15 protein-coding genes are annotated in these 15,614 nt (G+C 70.6%); 2 read left to right on the forward strand and 13 right to left on the reverse strand.

Going from position 1 to position 15,614, the window contains the following annotated elements; all coding sequences use genetic code 11:
• Positions 1 to 61: 61 nt before the first annotated feature.
• The 4 genes from DEJ47_RS12095 to DEJ47_RS12105 form a co-directional block, all read right to left on the reverse strand.
• Complete coding sequence (locus DEJ47_RS12095; protein ID WP_150167664.1) at positions 62 to 1,735, reverse strand: LCP family protein; 1,674 nt, start codon at positions 1,733 to 1,735, stop codon at positions 62 to 64.
• A gap of 16 nt (positions 1,736 to 1,751) precedes the next feature.
• Positions 1,752 to 2,390, reverse strand: a complete 639-nt coding sequence (nadD, locus tag DEJ47_RS12100; RefSeq protein ID WP_055568631.1) for a nicotinate-nucleotide adenylyltransferase — start codon at positions 2,388 to 2,390, stop codon at positions 1,752 to 1,754.
• A 51-nt stretch (positions 2,391 to 2,441) separates the two neighbouring features.
• The gene (locus DEJ47_RS36410) at positions 2,442 to 2,606 is read right to left on the reverse strand and encodes a hypothetical protein (protein ID WP_165283532.1); all 165 of its coding nucleotides are present in this window, start codon (positions 2,604 to 2,606) and stop codon (positions 2,442 to 2,444) included.
• An 86-nt stretch (positions 2,607 to 2,692) separates the two neighbouring features.
• Positions 2,693 to 2,950, reverse strand: coding sequence for a hypothetical protein (locus tag DEJ47_RS12105; RefSeq protein ID WP_150167666.1), 258 nt, complete (start codon positions 2,948 to 2,950; stop codon positions 2,693 to 2,695).
• Between the two features lie 99 nt (positions 2,951 to 3,049).
• On the opposite strand from DEJ47_RS12105, the gene DEJ47_RS12110 reads away from it, so the two are divergent.
• On the forward strand, positions 3,050 to 4,150 hold the full coding sequence (locus DEJ47_RS12110) for a M48 family metallopeptidase (RefSeq protein WP_150167668.1): 1,101 nt from the start codon (positions 3,050 to 3,052) through the stop codon (positions 4,148 to 4,150).
• Positions 4,151 to 4,168: 18 nt separating this feature from the next.
• Here DEJ47_RS12110 and DEJ47_RS12115 read toward each other — a convergent pair whose 3' ends face one another.
• From DEJ47_RS12115 to proB, 5 genes are all read right to left on the reverse strand, one after another.
• Positions 4,169 to 5,302 carry a hypothetical protein gene (locus DEJ47_RS12115; protein WP_150167670.1) on the reverse strand — a complete coding sequence of 378 codons (1,134 nt, stop codon included), beginning with the start codon at positions 5,300 to 5,302 and terminating at the stop codon, positions 4,169 to 4,171.
• A gap of 81 nt (positions 5,303 to 5,383) precedes the next feature.
• The gene (locus tag DEJ47_RS12120; RefSeq protein WP_150167672.1) at positions 5,384 to 5,998 is read right to left on the reverse strand and encodes a hypothetical protein; all 615 of its coding nucleotides are present in this window, start codon (positions 5,996 to 5,998) and stop codon (positions 5,384 to 5,386) included.
• 50 nt (positions 5,999 to 6,048) lie between these two features.
• Positions 6,049 to 7,341 (reverse strand): glutamate-5-semialdehyde dehydrogenase, encoded by a 1,293-nt coding sequence (locus tag DEJ47_RS12125; RefSeq protein WP_150167674.1) that lies wholly within the window; start codon positions 7,339 to 7,341, stop codon positions 6,049 to 6,051.
• Between the two features lie 88 nt (positions 7,342 to 7,429).
• The gene (locus DEJ47_RS12130) at positions 7,430 to 7,918 is read right to left on the reverse strand and encodes a hypothetical protein (protein ID WP_150167676.1); all 489 of its coding nucleotides are present in this window, start codon (positions 7,916 to 7,918) and stop codon (positions 7,430 to 7,432) included.
• Positions 7,919 to 8,133: 215 nt separating this feature from the next.
• Positions 8,134 to 9,261, reverse strand: a complete 1,128-nt coding sequence (proB, locus tag DEJ47_RS12135) for a glutamate 5-kinase (RefSeq protein WP_150167678.1) — start codon at positions 9,259 to 9,261, stop codon at positions 8,134 to 8,136.
• Between the two features lie 310 nt (positions 9,262 to 9,571).
• On the opposite strand from proB, the gene DEJ47_RS12140 reads away from it, so the two are divergent.
• Entirely contained in the window at positions 9,572 to 11,662 is a 2,091-nt protein-coding gene (locus tag DEJ47_RS12140) for a hypothetical protein (RefSeq protein WP_150167680.1), read from the forward strand.
• 83 nt (positions 11,663 to 11,745) lie between these two features.
• Here the strand turns inward: DEJ47_RS12140 and obgE are convergent, their stop codons facing one another.
• From obgE to DEJ47_RS12160, 4 genes are all read right to left on the reverse strand, one after another.
• A complete protein-coding gene (gene obgE, locus DEJ47_RS12145; protein WP_150167682.1) occupies positions 11,746 to 13,194 on the reverse strand; it encodes a GTPase ObgE in 1,449 nt (482 codons plus the stop codon).
• A 137-nt stretch (positions 13,195 to 13,331) separates the two neighbouring features.
• Positions 13,332 to 13,586, reverse strand: coding sequence for a 50S ribosomal protein L27 (gene rpmA / locus DEJ47_RS12150; RefSeq protein ID WP_150167684.1), 255 nt, complete (start codon positions 13,584 to 13,586; stop codon positions 13,332 to 13,334).
• 14 nt (positions 13,587 to 13,600) lie between these two features.
• On the reverse strand, positions 13,601 to 13,921 hold the full coding sequence (rplU, locus tag DEJ47_RS12155; RefSeq protein WP_055566950.1) for a 50S ribosomal protein L21: 321 nt from the start codon (positions 13,919 to 13,921) through the stop codon (positions 13,601 to 13,603).
• A 187-nt stretch (positions 13,922 to 14,108) separates the two neighbouring features.
• The gene (locus DEJ47_RS12160; protein WP_150167686.1) at positions 14,109 to 15,461 is read right to left on the reverse strand and encodes a phospholipase D-like domain-containing protein; all 1,353 of its coding nucleotides are present in this window, start codon (positions 15,459 to 15,461) and stop codon (positions 14,109 to 14,111) included.
• Positions 15,462 to 15,614 lie beyond the last annotated feature (153 nt).

Here is a 15,614-nt window from a genome sequence, read left to right on the forward strand (position 1 = left end):
CCCAGACGATTACGTCACCGCCCCGGCGCGGGCCCGTCGGCATGGCCCGCGCCGACCGCTCTCACCTGGTCCTGTAGTCCTGTCCGAGCACCACGGACACGTCGGCGTTGGCTGCCGTCGTCCCCTTGCGGACCGCGCTCTCCGGCAGGCCGAGGGTCTTGGCGACCTCGGTGGCCTGCTCCTTCTTGTCGGCGTCGGCGTAGGTGACCTGCGAGGCGGGCCGGGCGGCCGGGCCCGCGCCGCCGTCGATGAAGGTGTAGCCGCCGTTGACCAGGGAGACCCGGGCGTCCTGGGTCGCGTCCTTCTTCCCGGTGGCGTTCCGCACGCCGACCCGCACGGCCGCGTCCTTCTCCGGACTCGTCACCGCGCCGCCGAGCACGTCCTTGACCACGGCCTCTCCGGCGCCGTCGGTCAGGGTGCCGCCCTGGCCCACCGGCAGCAGCGTCGTCTTGTAGTCGCCGCCCTTGGCGCGGTCGGCGAGCTTGGCGAGGAAGGCGCCGAGGTCCTTGTCCTCCAGCGACGGGTCGAGGATCTGGGCGAGCGACTGCACCGTGGTCGTGGCCGCCTGCGGGTCCGACGACAGCTTGCGCAGGACGCCCTGCATGACCGCTCCGAAGCGCTGGAGCTGGTCGGCCTCCTGCTCTCCGGACGCGCGGTACGTGGCGTACGCGACGGCCATCTTGCCGCTCAGGGTCTGCTGCTCGCCCTTCTTGACGAGGGGGGCCTCGCCCTTCTTGGCCTTGGGGTCGGGCACGTCGGTGTTCGTGTCGATGTCGATGTTGCCGACGAGCTCGACGAGGTTCTCCAGGTACGGGGTGTCGAGCCGCCACGTGCCCTCGACCTGTGTGCCCAGCACCGTGTCGATCGCGTCGCGGGTGCCGGTCGAGCCGTCGTCGTCGACGGACTTGCCGAGCGTCGTCGGCGTGCCGTCGTCGTCCGACACGGCGAGGGTGTTGGGCAGCAGGACGGTGGCGCCCCGCTCCGTGGTGGCGTTGTTCACCAGGAGCGCGGTCGAGGTGCCGCCGCCCTTGGTGTCGTGCAGGTGCAGAACGATCACGTCGCGCTTCTGCGGTCCTGACGCGGCGGCCGCACCGCCGTCGTCGCCGGACCGGCCGGGGAGCTTGCCCGCGAACCACAGGTAGCCGACGCCGCCGGCGATCACCAAGGCGAGGACCACGACCAGCGCGACGACTCGGGAACGCCCGCGCCGCTTGGCCTCCTCGCGCCGCTCGGTGCGGCTCTCGGTGAACTTCAGCCAGTCGATGACGTCTTCGGATTCCTCGTCCGGCTCCTCGATGAACGAGAACTGCTCGGTCTTGTACTCACCGGGCTGCTCGCGACGGGGCGGGGGCGTCGGCGCGGGCTCCGGTGCCGGCGGCTCGGGTTGCGTCTGCTGCTGTGGGATCCAGGCGGTGTCCTGGGGCGTGGCCGCCCCATAGGGGCTATGGCCGGTGTCGTACGAGGTTCCGGCCCCGCCGTACCCGTCGTACCCCTGCTGCCCGCCCGCGTACGGGTCGTACCCGTACCCCTGAGGCTGCTGGGACTGCTGAGGCACCTGTGGCTGCTGGACCTGTTGGGCCTGCTGGACCTGTTGGGCCTGCTGAACCTGCTGGTACACCGGCCGCCCGTACTCGTCGTACCCGACGACCTGGTACTGGTCGGCCGCGTACTCACCCGCGTACTCGCCCGCATACGGGTCGGTGCCCGCATAAGGGTCGTACTGTCGGTCGTTCACCGGTGCCCCTCTCGGCTCATTCGCCGCGGTACAGCTCACGCTTGTCGATATAACGCACCACACCGTCGGGCACCAGGTACCAGACCGGATCGCCCTTGGCGACGCGCGCGCGGCAGTCCGTGGACGAGATGGCCAGGGCGGGCACCTCCACCAGGGAGACACCGCCCTTGGGCAGCCCGGGGTCGGCCAGCGTGTGGCCGGGCCGGGTGACCCCGATGAAGTGCGCGAGGGAGAACAGCTCTTCCGTGTCCCGCCAGGTGAGGATCTGGCCGAGGGCGTCGGCGCCCGTGATGAAGAAGAGGTCCGTGTCGGGATTGAGGGCACGCAGATCGCGCAGTGTGTCCGTGGTGTACGTGGCCCCGCCGCGGTCGATGTCGATGCGGCTGACCGAGAACTGCGGGTTCTCCGCGGTCGCGATGACCGTCATGAGATAGCGGTCCTCGGCGGGCGAGACCTGCTTGTCGCTCTTCTGCCACGGCTGGCCGGTCGGCACGAACACCACCTCGTCGAGGTGGAATTGCGCGGCGACCTCGCTTGCCGCCACGAGGTGTCCGTGGTGGATCGGATCAAACGTTCCGCCCATGACGCCCAGGCGGCGCTTGCCGTTGCTCACCGGACCGGTCTCCGGACCGGTAGGCATGTCCTGCTCTCCCATGCGTGCAGACCCTACCGGCCCGGCGGACGGGCTCTGTTTCAGCGGTCCCGTTCAGCGGTCCCGGTTGAAGCGGGTGGTGATCCACAGGAGCAGCAGGAGGACGACGAGCGCGCCGCCTCCGGTGAGGAGAGGGCTGAGGCTTTCGTGGTTGCCGCCGTGCTCGCCGCCCTCGGAGGCGAGAGTGACCAGCTGGGCGGCGTTGCTGTGGAGGCTCATCTCAGGCAGGACCTATCCGGAGGTGGGATGGACATAAAGACTTCCGGCCCATCGTAAGCGGGAGGCCCGCCTCGCCTTACGCCGACTCAGCCGTTGCGGTGGTCGGCACCCTTGTCGGCGCCCTCGTCGGCGCTCCTGCCGGCGCCCTCGTCGGCACCCTTGCGGACATCCCCGGAAGCATCCTCGGAGGCGCCCTTGCGGTACCCCCGCAGGAGGAACCAGCCGACCAGTACGCATCCGACGACCATGACGATCAGCACGATCCGCAGCAGATTGCCCGGTCCCTGCTGCTCCGCGGCCTTGGCCGCCTCCGTGAGCCAGTCGGCCCCAGGGTTGTGCTCCATGACGGAAGACTCCTTCTGTGTGCTGCCCTGTCACGGTATCTCCGCCTAGGCTTGGCCCCACCTCGGGGGCACGAGAGGACGAGACATGGGGGATGCGGCATGACCGACGACAACCACCGCGGCGGGGGCGGCGAGGGCCACGAGCGGATGCCCAGCCGGCAGCGCAGGCGCTTTCCCGGCATCTCGTCGCGCGCCTACGAGCACCCGGCGGACCGTTCGGCCCTGGTGGCCCTGCGCAGGCTCAGCGGCTTCGACACGGTCTTCAAGGCCCTCAGCGGCCTGCTCCCCGAGCGGAGCCTGAGGCTTCTGTTCCTGTCGGACTCCGTACGCGTGTCCGACGCGCAGTTCGCGCATCTCAACACCATGCTGCGGGACGCCTGTTACATCCTGGACCTGGAGAAGGTCCCGCCGATGTACGTGAACCAGGACCCGAACCCGAACGCGATGTGCATCGGTCTGGACGAGCCGATCATCGTCGTGACCACGGGCCTGGTCGAGCTGCTCGACGAGGAGGAGATGCGGGCGGTGGTCGGCCACGAGGTGGGCCACGCCCTCTCCGGCCACTCCGTCTACCGCACGATCCTGCTGTTCCTCACGAACCTCGCCCTGAAGGTCGCGTGGATCCCGCTCGGCAACGTCGCGATCATGGCGATCGTGACGGGCCTGCGCGAGTGGTTCCGCAAGTCCGAGCTGTCGGCGGACCGGGCGGGCCTGCTGGTCGGGCAGGACTTGAAGGCCTCGATGCGCGGCCTGATGAAGCTCGCGGGCGGCAACCACCTGCACGAGATGAACGTGGACGCGTTCCTGGAGCAGGCCGAGGAGTACGAGGCCGGGGGCGACCTGCGCGACTCCGTCCTGAAGATCCTCAACGTCCTGCCGCGCACGCACCCCTTCGCCGCGGTCCGCGCCGCCGAGCTGAAGAAGTGGGCCGAGTCGCGGGACTTCCAGCGGATCATGGACGGCCACTACCCCCGCCGCGACGAGGACAAGGACACGTCGGTCTCCGACTCCTTCCGGCAGTCCGCGTCGTCGTACGCCGACGATGTCCGCAACAGCAAGGACCCGCTGATGAAGCTGGTCACCGACATCGCGGGCGGCGCGGGCGACCTCGGCGGCAAGCTCCGCGGCAAGTTCTCGGGACAGAGCGGCACGGGCCCGGACAACGGCACCAGCACGCCGCCGGAGGACAAGCAGCCGTAGCCGTCGCGCCACACCGCTTCAGGACGCCGACAGGGAGGGCTGGGCCGACAGCGAAGGCTGGGCCGACGCCGCGAGCGAGCCGCACAGCGGCGTCGCTCCCCCGGTCGCGTACGGATCCGTGCCGGCCGGGCCGCCCGTCTTCGCCCGCTCCCCGGCGAGCAGCGGCCGCAGGTGGTCCGCCGTCCCTGCGGCACAGGCGAGCGGGCCCGCCTGCGTCACGGAGGTCAGCACCTCTGCGCGGTGCATGCGCAGGTCGTCGCGGTCGAAGCGGAAGTGCAGCTCGCGGCGGACGGTGAACAGCGACGCCCGCGCCCGCGCGTCGTCGGTTCCCTTGGCCCGCCGGGCGTCCGCGCGGTCCCCCCGTTCGACCGCCCGCAACGCGTACACGAACGTGTGGTCCGAGGTCACCTCGAGCGTGTTCTTGTCGGTCTCGACGATCCGCAGCGTGCCCTCGGTCCTGACCCGGCGGTCGGCGAGCGCGGTCCGCGCCGGGTCGAACCGCACGAGCCACCCCGTCGCCGCGTGCCGTCCGTCGGCCGCCGGACGGTTGAAGCTGCGGTCGAACTGGGCGTACTGCTGCGGATCGATGAGAAGGCGTACGTCGCGCGGGGAGCCGCCGGCGAGCACGTCCGGGTCGAGCGCGGACTCGACCAGGTAGTCCTTGGCGGTGACGAGGGCGCCCATCACCTGACTGTCCGAGAAGTGCGAAGTGCGGCGCGCGGGCGGGAGATTGATGCCCTCGGCGCCGACGCGGAACTCGGCGGCGGGGCTGTGCGCGTACAGGTCGGAGACGCTCTTCGAGCCGGGTACGCGACCGGTCGGTGCGAGGGGTGTCACCGTCATGCGCAGGGGCTCTGGGCGTTTGGCGGCCGGGGACTGGTACGGGCTGCGCAGGCCCATGTAGATCGCGGTGCCGAAGGCGACGGCTATCAGGACGACGAGTATCAACAGCTGCCGGGAGAGCGTCCGGTGGAGTCCGGGGCGGCGGCGCACGGCGCGCGTGTGGTCGCTTATGCGTTCCTGTGCGGAGAACTCCTGGAGGCGGGCAGCCCGCACGAACGACTCGTCGAAGACAACCGATCGGTACTCGTCCTCGCCGCCACCGGCAGCGCCCTCGGGTGTCCCCGCGGGTGGATCTCCTGGCCCGCCCATACCTTCAGGGTAGGTCTCCGGGCCGTCAGGTAAACGCCCTGGTACACGACAACTTCTGACACGGCATCACGTGGGTGCGCCTCAGGGCGTACGGGGCGTCGCGGGCGCCGCGGACCGGCTGAACTCGGCGGAGACGGAGGGGCTGGGCGACGCCTCGTCACCGGCGCTCTGCCCGACCTCGGTGGAGGCGGGCGCGGGCACCTGGCCCTGGCCGCCGGAGGAGGCCCCGCGGTAGACGGCGGTGAAGGCGAGGGCGACCATGCCGATGCCCATCACGAGGGCGAGCATCCACGCTATGGGGCGGTGCCAGCGCGCCTGTCCCGGGTGGCGGCCCGGGCGGCCGTACCGCCCGTCCGGGGGGCCGTGTTCGTAGGCGTCGTCGAGGTCGTCGTCGCGGGCGAACTCGGCTCCGTCGTCGGGGCCGAAGCCGTCTTCGTAGAGCTCGTCGTCCGCCGTGTCGTGGGACCGGCCGCGGGTGCGCGCCCTGCGGGCCTCCGCCTCGGAGGCCGCGGCGCGCGCCTCGGCAGCGGCCAACAGCCGCTCCACGGCGGTCGGTTCATGGATCTCCGCGGCCCGCACGAAGTCCTCGTCGAAGACCACGGAGGCGAACTCTTCGTCCGCACCCCCGCGGTCGCGGTCGTCGTCGGGCTCCCAGCCGTCAGGGAACGACGGCGTGCCCCCCACGTCCTCCGGCACCCCTCCAGCCTAGACCTGGAAGGGTCAATTTGGGCAGGGCAAAGGGGAATTCAGCGGATGTGGCCGTCACCCGTGACGATGTACTTGGTGGAGGTCAGCTCGGGCAGTCCCATCGGGCCGCGCGCGTGCAGCTTCTGGGTGGAGATGCCGATCTCGGCGCCGAAGCCGAACTGGCCGCCGTCGGTGAAGCGCGTCGAGGCGTTCACGGCGACCGTGGTGGAGTCGACGAGCTGGGTGAAGCGGCGGGCTGCCTGCTGCGAGGTGGTGACGATGGCCTCGGTGTGCCCGGAGGTCCACAGCCGGATGTGCTCGACGGCCTGCTCCAGGGTGTCGACGACGGCGGCCGCGATGTCGTACGAGAGGTACTCGGTCTCCCAGTCCTCGGTGGTCGCGGGGACGACGGTGGCCTTGCTGCCCTCGGCGTACGTGATGGCGCGCTCGTCGGCGTGGACGGTGACGCCGGCCTCGGCGAGGGCGTCCAGCGCGCGCGGCAGGAAGGCGTCGGCGATGTCGCGGTGCACGAGCAGGGTCTCGGCGGCGTTGCAGACGCTGGGGCGCTGCGCCTTGGAGTTGATGAGGATGTCGACGGCCATGTCGATGTCGGCGGCGGCGTCCACGTAGACGTGGCAGTTGCCGGTGCCGGTCTCGATGACGGGGACGGTGGACTCCTCGACGACGGTCTTGATCAGCGAGGCGCCGCCGCGCGGGATGAGGACGTCGACGAGGCCGCGGGCGCGCATGAGCTCGCGCACGGAGTCGCGGCTCTCGCCCGGGACGAGCTGGACGGCGTCGGCGGGCAGCCCCGCGCCGTGCACGGCGTCGCGCAGGACGCGCACGAGGGCCGTGTTCGACGCGTACGCCGAGGACGAGCCGCGGAGCAGGACGGCGTTGCCGGACTTGAGGCAGAGGGCCGCCGCGTCCACGGTGACGTTGGGCCTGGCCTCGTAGATGATCCCGACGACGCCGAGGGGGACGCGCACCTGGCGCAGGTCGATGCCGTTGGGGAGCGTCGAGCCGCGGACGACCTCGCCGACCGGGTCGGGCAGGGCGGCCACGTCGCGCACGTCGGCGGCGATGGCGCGGACCCGCTCGGGGGTGAGGGTGAGCCGGTCGACGATGGACTCGCTGGTGCCGGCCTCGCGGGCGCGCTCCGTGTCCTTGCCGTTGGCCTCGACGATCTCGGCGGTCCGCACTTCGAGCGCGTCGGCGATCGCGAGCAGCGCGTCGTCCTTGGCGGAGCGCGGCAGCGGGGCGAGCGTGGCGGCGGCGCCGCGGGCGCGGTAGGCGGTCTGGGCGACCGGCGAGAGGTTGTCGTAGGGCGAGACGGGAGAGAGCGACGTCATGCCCGCAGGGTAATCCCCGTGCGCGGGGCGTCCACCCGCTGTTCCACTCCCCGAGACCGGTCCGTCCGGTGTCCTGCGGGACTACGGCTCAAAAGGGGTGCACGCCGACGGGGGTGGCCGGTAACGGTCCGTAACCCTCGGCGATGCGCTGGTGATATGTGTCGCGGCCGATCACTTCGAGCCCCACGATCTCCCACGGGGGCAGCTGGGCGCTCTGCCGGTGCTCGCCCCACAGACGCAGGGCGACCGCGGCGGCGTCGTGCAGGTCGCGGGCCTCTTCCCAGTAGCGGATCTCCGCGTGGTCCGGCGCGTATCTGCTGGTCAGCAGAAAGGGGTGGTCGTGGGCGAGCTGTTCGAGGCTCCGCCTGACCTCGTCCAACGGCGCTTCCTTGCCCGAGACGCTCAGCGTGACGTGCCACAGGCGGGGCGTCTCCGTCGGCTCGGCATCGCGGCTCTCGCCCGCGTCGGCCGCGTGTGGCTGGTGCGATTCGCTCTCGTACGCCGTCCCCGCGGCGACGCTCGTCAGCGCCCGCTCAGCCGAGCCGCGGGACGCCGCCCCAGGGCGCACTCGTCTCACGACGGCCTCCTTTACGCAATGGTGTGCCGATACGCAACGGTCGTGCAGAACTGTCTTCAACAAAGTTGAGCAGGCCAAGCAGTGCCGCGGGGCGGTTTTGGGGAGTTTCACCTTCCGCGGGCCCGGCGGCGGGGGCCGTGCGCGACGGTTTTCAGCCGGGGCGCACGAGGCGTGGGGGACGGACGGTCCGACGCGACCTGGGGCTTTCCCGACCGCTATCCGGGCAGCAGGACGAGGTCGTCCCGGTGCACGACTTCCCGCTCGTACGCAGGTCCGAGTTCCTTGGCGAGGTCCCGCGTGGAGCGCCCGATGAGCAACGGGATCTCCTTGGCGTCGAAGTTCACCAGACCGCGCGCCACCGCACGGCCCGCGGCGTCCCGCAGCTCGACGGGGTCGCCCGCGGCGAACTCGCCCTCGACGGCGGCGATCCCGGCGGGCAGCAGCGACTTTCGGCCCTCGACGACCGCGCGCACCGCCCCGTCGTCCAGGGTGAGGGCGCCCCGCGGCTCGGAGGCGTGCTGCAGCCACAGGAGACGGTCGGCGGAGCGGCGTCCGGTGCGGTGGAAGTACGTGCCGGTGGCGCGGCCCGCGAGGGCGTCACCGGCGTGGCTCGCCGAGGTCAGGACGACGGGGATGCCCGCGGCGGCGGCGATCCGGGCGGCCTCGACCTTGGTGACCATGCCGCCGGTGCCGACGCCGGCCTTGCCCGCGCTGCCGATCTCTACGTGCGCCATGTCGGCGGGGCTCCTGACCTCGTCGATGCGGGAGGTGCCGGGCTTCGCGGGGTCGCCGTCGTAGAGGCCGTCCACGTCGGAGAGGAGGACGAGGAGGTCGGCATGGACGAGGTGGGCGACGAGGGCGGCGAGCCGGTCGTTGTCGCCGAAGCGGATCTCGTCGGTCGCCACGGTGTCGTTCTCGTTCACGACGGGCAGCGCGCCCATGGCGAGCAGCTGGTCGAGGGTGCGCGAGGCGTTGCGGTGGTGGGCCCTGCGGGCCATGTCGTCGGAGGTGAGGAGGACCTGCCCGACGCGGACGCCGTAGCGCGCGAAGGAAGCGGTGTAGCGGGCCACGAGCAGGCCCTGGCCGACGCTGGCCGCGGCCTGCTGGCGGGCGAGGTCCTTGGGGCGGCGCACGAGGCCGAGCGGGGAGAGTCCGGCGGCGATGGCGCCGGAGGAGACGAGCACGATCTCGCGCAGGCCGCCGTCGCGGCTCTTGGCGAGCACGTCGACGAGGGCGTCGACACGGTCCGCGTCCAGGCCCCCCGCCGCGGTGGTCAGGGACGACGACCCGACCTTGACGACGACCCGCCGGGCCTCTGCCACTGACTGCCTTGCCGATGCCACGCTGTTCCCCAAATGATCCCGTTGCCCCGGACCCGTGGTCCCGGACCTGCAATCTACGTGAGGGCGCGGGCCGGGCGCCTGCCCATTCCGAGGTGCGGACCGGGGCCGGGGGGCGGGTGGGCGTTCCCCCGTCGGAGGCGAAATACACCTCCGAGGTTCAGTCCGTTTGCCCCTTTATCCGGTGATTGACGTCACGGAAGATTGCTAGGGACCCACTGCGCGTCATACGGTCAGTGGTCGACTTTCGACTTCTTTCGTCTTTCCTCGGTTCCCCCCATCCCCTCTTCATCCCCGCCAGGAGCCAAAGCCCGTGCCCTCTGCCGGACTCGCCCCCCGTCGCATCGTGCAGCTGTCAGCGCTGTTCGCGATGTTCGCGCTCTTCGCGACACAGCTCGCGACCGCGCTGATCCCCTACGTCCCGGTGTTCGTCGCCGCGGCCGCCGCGAACCTCGCGCTCGACATCTATCTGCAGTACAAGCAGCCGGGCCTCCTCTCCCTCCTTGGCAAGATCCGCTTCGACGTCACGGTGCGCCAGCTCCTGCGCGACATGCTGATCCTGGTCGGCCTGCTGCGCATCGACGGCATCGAGCCGCTGGCCGAGCAGTCGCCGCTGACGATCGGGCTGCTCTCCTTCTACGCCCTGCACTTCGGCTGCCAGGCCGTCGCCGTGCTGGTGCGCCGCACCCGTTCGCTGCCGATCGTCACGCGCAACATCGACACGTCGAAGCTGCACCTGTCGGCCGCCCCGCCGCGGATCCTCTCCCGCCGCCAGGCCCACCGCCTGCTGACCTTCTCGGTCCCGACGACGGTCGGCCTGCTGGTCACCGCGGCGACCACCGACGCGTACTGGGGCGGCATCGGGCTCGCCGTCTCCCTCGTCCTGATCGGCGCGGGCGCGCTCTACCTCGCGACCTGGCTGCTGCCGAAGAAGCGGGCGAAGAGCGACGAGAAGGTCATGGAGTGGCTCGACGCGTGGCTCGCGGAGTACAAGCCGACCGTCGCCATGTACTTCTCCGGCGGCACCACGTCCGCGTACCAGGCGAACATGTGGCTCTCGACGCTCTCCGAGCTCGACGGCAAGCCGCTGATCGTGCTGCGCGAACGTTTCATGGTCCAGAAGATCGACGCGACGGACGTCCCGATCATCTGCTTCCCGAAGGTCGCCACGATGTTCTCCCTGGAGACGTCGACGCTGAAGATGATGCTGCACCCGGCGAACGCCGCGAAGACCTCGCAGGTCCTGCGCATCCCGACGATCAAGCACGCCTTCATCAACCACGGCGAGAGCGACAAGCTCTCCTCCTGCAACCCGTACGCGAAGGCGTACGACGAGGTGTGGGTGGCGGGCCCCGCGGCCCGCGACCGCTACCAGCTCGCGGACATCGGCGTCGACGACAAGGACGTCGTCGAGGTCGGCCGTCCGCAGCTGTCGCCGATCCGCCCGTTCTCGGGCGCGCCCACCGGTGCGTACACGACCGTGCTGTACGCACCCACCTGGGAGGGCTGGGACGGCAACCCCGGCAACACGTCGGTCGTCCTGGCCGGTGAGAACATCGTCCGTGAGCTCCTCGCGGACCCGGGCGTGCGCCTCCTCTACAAGCCGCACCCGATGACCGGCTCGCAGAACCCGGCGGCGGGCGCCGCGAACGAGCGCATCAAGGCGATGATCCTGGCCGCCAACGCCAAGCGCTCCGGTGCCCGTCCCGGCGCCGACGCCGCGGCCGAGCTGGTGCGCCGCACCGCGGAGCTGGACCGGCTGACCGCGCGGAGCTTCCGCAAGAGCGCGGACGAACAGGAGCGCATGATGCTCCAGGGCGCCCCCGAGGGCGACCAGCAGGCGGCGGTGACGGCCGCGACGGCCGCGTGGGAGGCCGCTTTCTGGGCGTCGTTCCCCGAGTGGGAGCACCAGATCATCACCACCGCGCGTCCCGCGATCTTCAGCTGCTTCAACCAGGCCGACCTGCTGATCAGCGATGTCTCCTCGGTCGTCTCCGACTGGCTGAGCAGCGAGAAGCCGTACGCGGTCGCCAACACGGCGGGCATGTCCGAGGCGGAGTTCCGCGCGAGCTTCCCGACGGCGTCCGCAGCGACGATCCTGACCCCCGAGGCGGACGGCGTGGCCGCCCTTCTGAAGGCCGTACGCGCGCCGGAGCTGGACTCGCACGCCGAGGCCCGCGCGGAGCTCAAGGAGCACCTCCTGGGCCCCTCGGACCCGCCTTCCCTGGTCCGCTTCAACGCGGCTGCGCTCGCGCTGAGCGCCAAGGCCGACGCCCGCCGCGCCCGCATGGCCACCCGCGTCGACGCGGACATCCCGGGCCAGCGCGTCGCGGAGGAAGCGGCGGAGGAGATGGCGCAGGACCCGTCGGAGTCGAACGGCGCGGAGGACTCCGTCACGGCGTGACGGTCCGCAGCAACAGCGAGAGGGCCCCCGGAGCTCGGAAGCTCCGGGGGCCCTCTCGTGTGCTGTGGCCCGGTGACCGGTGACTAGAAGGGCTTGAAGTCGTCGTACTCCTTCTGCGCCTCGTCCCGCTCCGCCTCGCGGTCCCTGCGGCGCTGCGCGGCCGGGCGGGGCGCTTCGAGGCGGTGGTCCTCGCCGCGGCGGCCGAGCATCTCCGCGCCCGCCATCATCGTCGGCTCCCAGTCGAAGACGACCGCGTTCTCCTCGGGGCCGATGGCGACGCCGTCGCCGTTGCGGGCGCCCGCCTTCATCAGCTCGTCCTCGACGCCGAGGCGGCTGAGGCGGTCCGCGAGGTAGCCGACGGCCTCGTCGTTGTTGAAGTCGGTCTGGCGCACCCAGCGCTCCGGCTTCTCGCCGCGCACGCGGTACAGCGGCTCGCCGCCGATCTCCTCGCGGGTGACGGTGAAGCCGCTGTCGTCCACGGCCTTGGGACGGATGACGATGCGGGTCGCCTCCTCCTTCGGCTTCGCGGCACGCGCCTCGCCGACCAGCTCGGCGAGGGCGAAGGAGAGCTCCTTGAGACCCTTGTGGGCGACGGCGGACACCTCGAAGACGCGGTAGCCGCGCGCCTCCAGGTCGGGCCTGACCATTTCGGCGAGGTCCTGTCCGTCGGGTACGTCGATCTTGTTCAGGACGACGATGCGCGGCCGGTTCTCCAGGCCCGCGCCGTACTCCCGCAGCTCGGCCTCGATGACGTCGAGGTCGGAGACGGGGTCGCGGTCGGACTCCAGGGTCGCCGTGTCGAGTACGTGGACGAGGACGCTGCAGCGCTCGACGTGCCGCAGGAACTCCAGGCCGAGGCCGCGGCCCTGGCTGGCGCCGGGGATGAGGCCGGGCACGTCGGCGACGGTGTAGACGGTCGAGCCCGCCGTGACCACGCCGAGGTTCGGGACGAGCGTCGTGAACGGGTAGTCCGCGATCTTCGGCTTCGCGGCGCTCAGCACGGAGATCAGCGAGGACTTGCCCGCGCTCGGGTAGCCCACGAGCGCGACGTCGGCGACGGTCTTGAGCTCCAGGACGACGTCCCGGGCCTCGCCGGGCTCGCCGAGGAGCGCGAAGCCGGGGGCCTTGCGGCGGGCGGAGGCCAGCGCCGCGTTGCCGAGGCCGCCGCGGCCGCCCTGGCCCGCGACGAAGGTGGTGCCCTGGCCGACCAGGTCGGCGAGGACGTTGCCCTGCTTGTCGAGGACGACCGTGCCGTCCGGCACGGGCAGGACCAGGTCCTGGCCGTCCTTGCCGGAGCGGTTGTCACCGGCGCCGGGCTGGCCGTTGGTGGCCTTGCGGTGCGGGCTGTGGTGGTAGTCGAGGAGCGTGGTGACGTCCTGGTCGACGACCAGGATCACGTCACCGCCGCGGCCGCCGTTCCCGCCGTCGGGTCCGCCGAGCGGCTTGAACTTCTCACGGTGGACGGAGGCACAGCCGTGGCCTCCGTTACCCGCGGCGGCGTGCAGCTCGACGCGGTCCACGAAGGTGGTCATGGTGGGTGCCTCCAGAAACTTACGGAATTGTCTTACGTCTAACACGCGAAGGGCGGACCCGCTTCCCGATCACCGGGAAGAGGTCCGCCCTCGCAGAACTCGCTCGACGAGCGCCTTGATCAGTCAGAAAGACGGATTCAGGCGGCCGGAACGATGTTCACGACCTTGCGGCCACGGTGGGTACCGAACTCCACCGCACCGGCGTCCAGCGCGAACAGGGTGTCGTCCTTGCCGCGGCCGACGCCCGAGCCCGGGTGGAAGTGGGTGCCGCGCTGGCGGACCAGGATCTCACCGGCGTTGACGAGCTGACCGCCGAAGCGCTTCACGCCGAGCCGCTGAGCATTGGAGTCGCGCCCGTTCCGAGTGGACGATGCGCCCTTCTTGTGTGCCATCTTGTCTCAGTCCCTTACTTCGCAGCCGTGGGGATGCCGGTGATCTTGATCGCCGTGTACTGCTGGCGGTGACCCTGACGACGGCGGTAACCGGTCTTGTTCTTGTAGCGAAGGATGTCGATCTTCGCGCCCTTGTGGTGGTCCACGACCTCGGCCTGGACCTTGATGCCGGCCAGCACCCACGGGTCGCTGGTCACGGCATCGCCGTCGACAACGAGCAGGGTCGAGAGCTCGACCGTGTCGCCAACCTTGGCAGTGGAAATCTTGTCAACCTCAACGATGTCGTCGACAGCAACCTTGTGCTGGCGACCACCGCTGCGCACGATGGCGTACACGCGGATCTCTCTCTCGCTCGGAACGGGACCCCCGCAGTCCAGCCGCCCGCAGAAGCGGAGCGGCCTCTCCCACGGCCGGAGCCACGAGAGGAAAAAGGTTTACAGGGGGCGGGCGTGCATAGGAACACGCCGACGGTCAAGGTTACGGGGCCGCCCCGGAAGGGTCAAACCGGCCCCGCGCCCCCGGTCACGTGACCTGCTTCTCACCGTCCGGCGGCAGCGGCTTGACGCCCTTGCACAGGTCCGTCTTGTCGGCGCTGCCCGGCCAGGCGACGGCGCGCGTGCGGTCGAAGTGCGAGCGGTACGTGTCGTGCACCGAGTCGTCGTCGATCTTGACGATCGCCTCGTCGTTCTCGCGGAGCGCCGGCGCCGTGTAGTTCTGCGAGCCGGTGAAGGAGACCTTGTTCCGCTTGCCGTCGTACACGCCGTCGACCAGCAGGTACTTCGAGTGGATGATGTACGGCGTCGTGAGGCGGGTGCCGGGGTGCAGCGGGTCCCTGTCGTCGTTGTAGCAGCGCACGGAGGGGCCGCCCGACGTGTGCAGCTGCTCCCAGGTGCCCGGGGTGCCGCCCTGGCTCTTGGCGCTGTCCGTCTCCGCGTACAGGATGCTCACCGAGCAGCCCGCCTTCTTCAGCGAGACGAGCTTGTCGGCGATCTGCTTCCGCGTGATCTTGAAGATCGCGGCGCGGACCTTGGTGTGCTGCGTGACACCCGCGGCGTCCTTGTACGTGCACTTCACGTTGTTCAGGACCGAGTACATGGTGTCGGTCTCGTTGACCGTGCCGTCGCGCGGGAAGAAGTACGCCTTGTAGCGGCCGCTGCTGACCGTGCGGTAGTCCCAGTCGGCCCAGCGCTTGCCGAGCATGTCCGTGAAGTACTCCGCGTACGCGTCGTACATGGCGGGGTTGTTCGGCAGCAGCAGCGCGTCGTTGAAGAACTTGGTGTGCGCCGACGGCGTCGAGTTCGACGTGGTCTGCACGACCACGTCCCTGGCGCCCTCGACCTCCGAGAACAGCCAGAACTTGTTGTGCATGATCGACTTGCCGTACCTGGGGTCGCCCAGGCAGGACTTGTCCTTCGGGCAGAGCGACACGAACGACGACTTGGCCTTGTCCGTGCCGAGCGCCGTCTTCAGCGTGTCGTACGAGGTGTTCGTGGGGCGGTCGCTCCTGCTGGTCTCGTCGAGCAGTATCTGCACGTGCACGCCGCGGTTCTTCGCGTCGACGAGCGCGTCGACGACCGAGGCCTCCCACACGTGATAGACGGCGACCTTGATCGTCGAGCCGGGCACGGCGGAGTTCGTCAGCTCGATCAGGCGGGCCCGGATCGCGTGCTGCGCGTCGACGTCGCCCTTCGGGTCGTTGAAGATCGGCCCTTCGATCCAGGTGGGCCCGCCGTCCGCCGACGCGGTCCCCACGGACCCCGCGGCCTGGATCCCGGCCGCCGAGAGGACCGTGGCGAGTGCCACGGCCTGACGGCCGCCCTTGACCGGTTTCACCGCACGGTGTCGTCCCGTGCCTCGCAGGCGCGCGTGCGCCATCAGTCATCCCTCCCCCGGACGCGGACGCACCGTCTCCCCAACCGTGTGCTCACGCCCCTGTTCACTTACCAGACCTCATGAGTTTTACAGGTGCTTCCCCTTGCTCCAAGACCGGGGCGTCTCGTTCACGCTTTCGGGGTGTATTGACTTGTT

Origin of the sequence: Streptomyces venezuelae, from assembly GCF_008642355.1 — a bacterium.
GTDB classification, from domain to species: domain Bacteria; phylum Actinomycetota; class Actinomycetes; order Streptomycetales; family Streptomycetaceae; genus Streptomyces; species Streptomyces venezuelae_B.

Excerpts from the sequence above, each read along its gene's own strand:
- nadD (WP_055568631.1), bottom strand. The coding sequence starts at position 2,390 with ATGGGAGAGCAGGACATGCCTACCGGTCCGGAGACCGGTCCGGTGAGC.
- DEJ47_RS36410 (WP_165283532.1), bottom strand. The coding sequence starts at position 2,606 with ATGAGCCTCCACAGCAACGCCGCCCAGCTGGTCACTCTCGCCTCCGAG.
- DEJ47_RS12105 (WP_150167666.1), bottom strand. The coding sequence starts at position 2,950 with ATGGAGCACAACCCTGGGGCCGACTGGCTCACGGAGGCGGCCAAGGCC.
- DEJ47_RS12110 (WP_150167668.1), top strand. The coding sequence starts at position 3,050 with ATGACCGACGACAACCACCGCGGCGGGGGCGGCGAGGGCCACGAGCGG.
- DEJ47_RS12115 (WP_150167670.1), bottom strand. The coding sequence starts at position 5,302 with ATGGGCGGGCCAGGAGATCCACCCGCGGGGACACCCGAGGGCGCTGCC.
- DEJ47_RS12125 (WP_150167674.1), bottom strand. The coding sequence starts at position 7,341 with ATGACGTCGCTCTCTCCCGTCTCGCCCTACGACAACCTCTCGCCGGTC.
- obgE (WP_150167682.1), bottom strand. The coding sequence starts at position 13,194 with ATGACCACCTTCGTGGACCGCGTCGAGCTGCACGCCGCCGCGGGTAAC.
- rpmA (WP_150167684.1), bottom strand. The coding sequence starts at position 13,586 with ATGGCACACAAGAAGGGCGCATCGTCCACTCGGAACGGGCGCGACTCC.
- DEJ47_RS12160 (WP_150167686.1), bottom strand. The coding sequence starts at position 15,461 with ATGGCGCACGCGCGCCTGCGAGGCACGGGACGACACCGTGCGGTGAAA.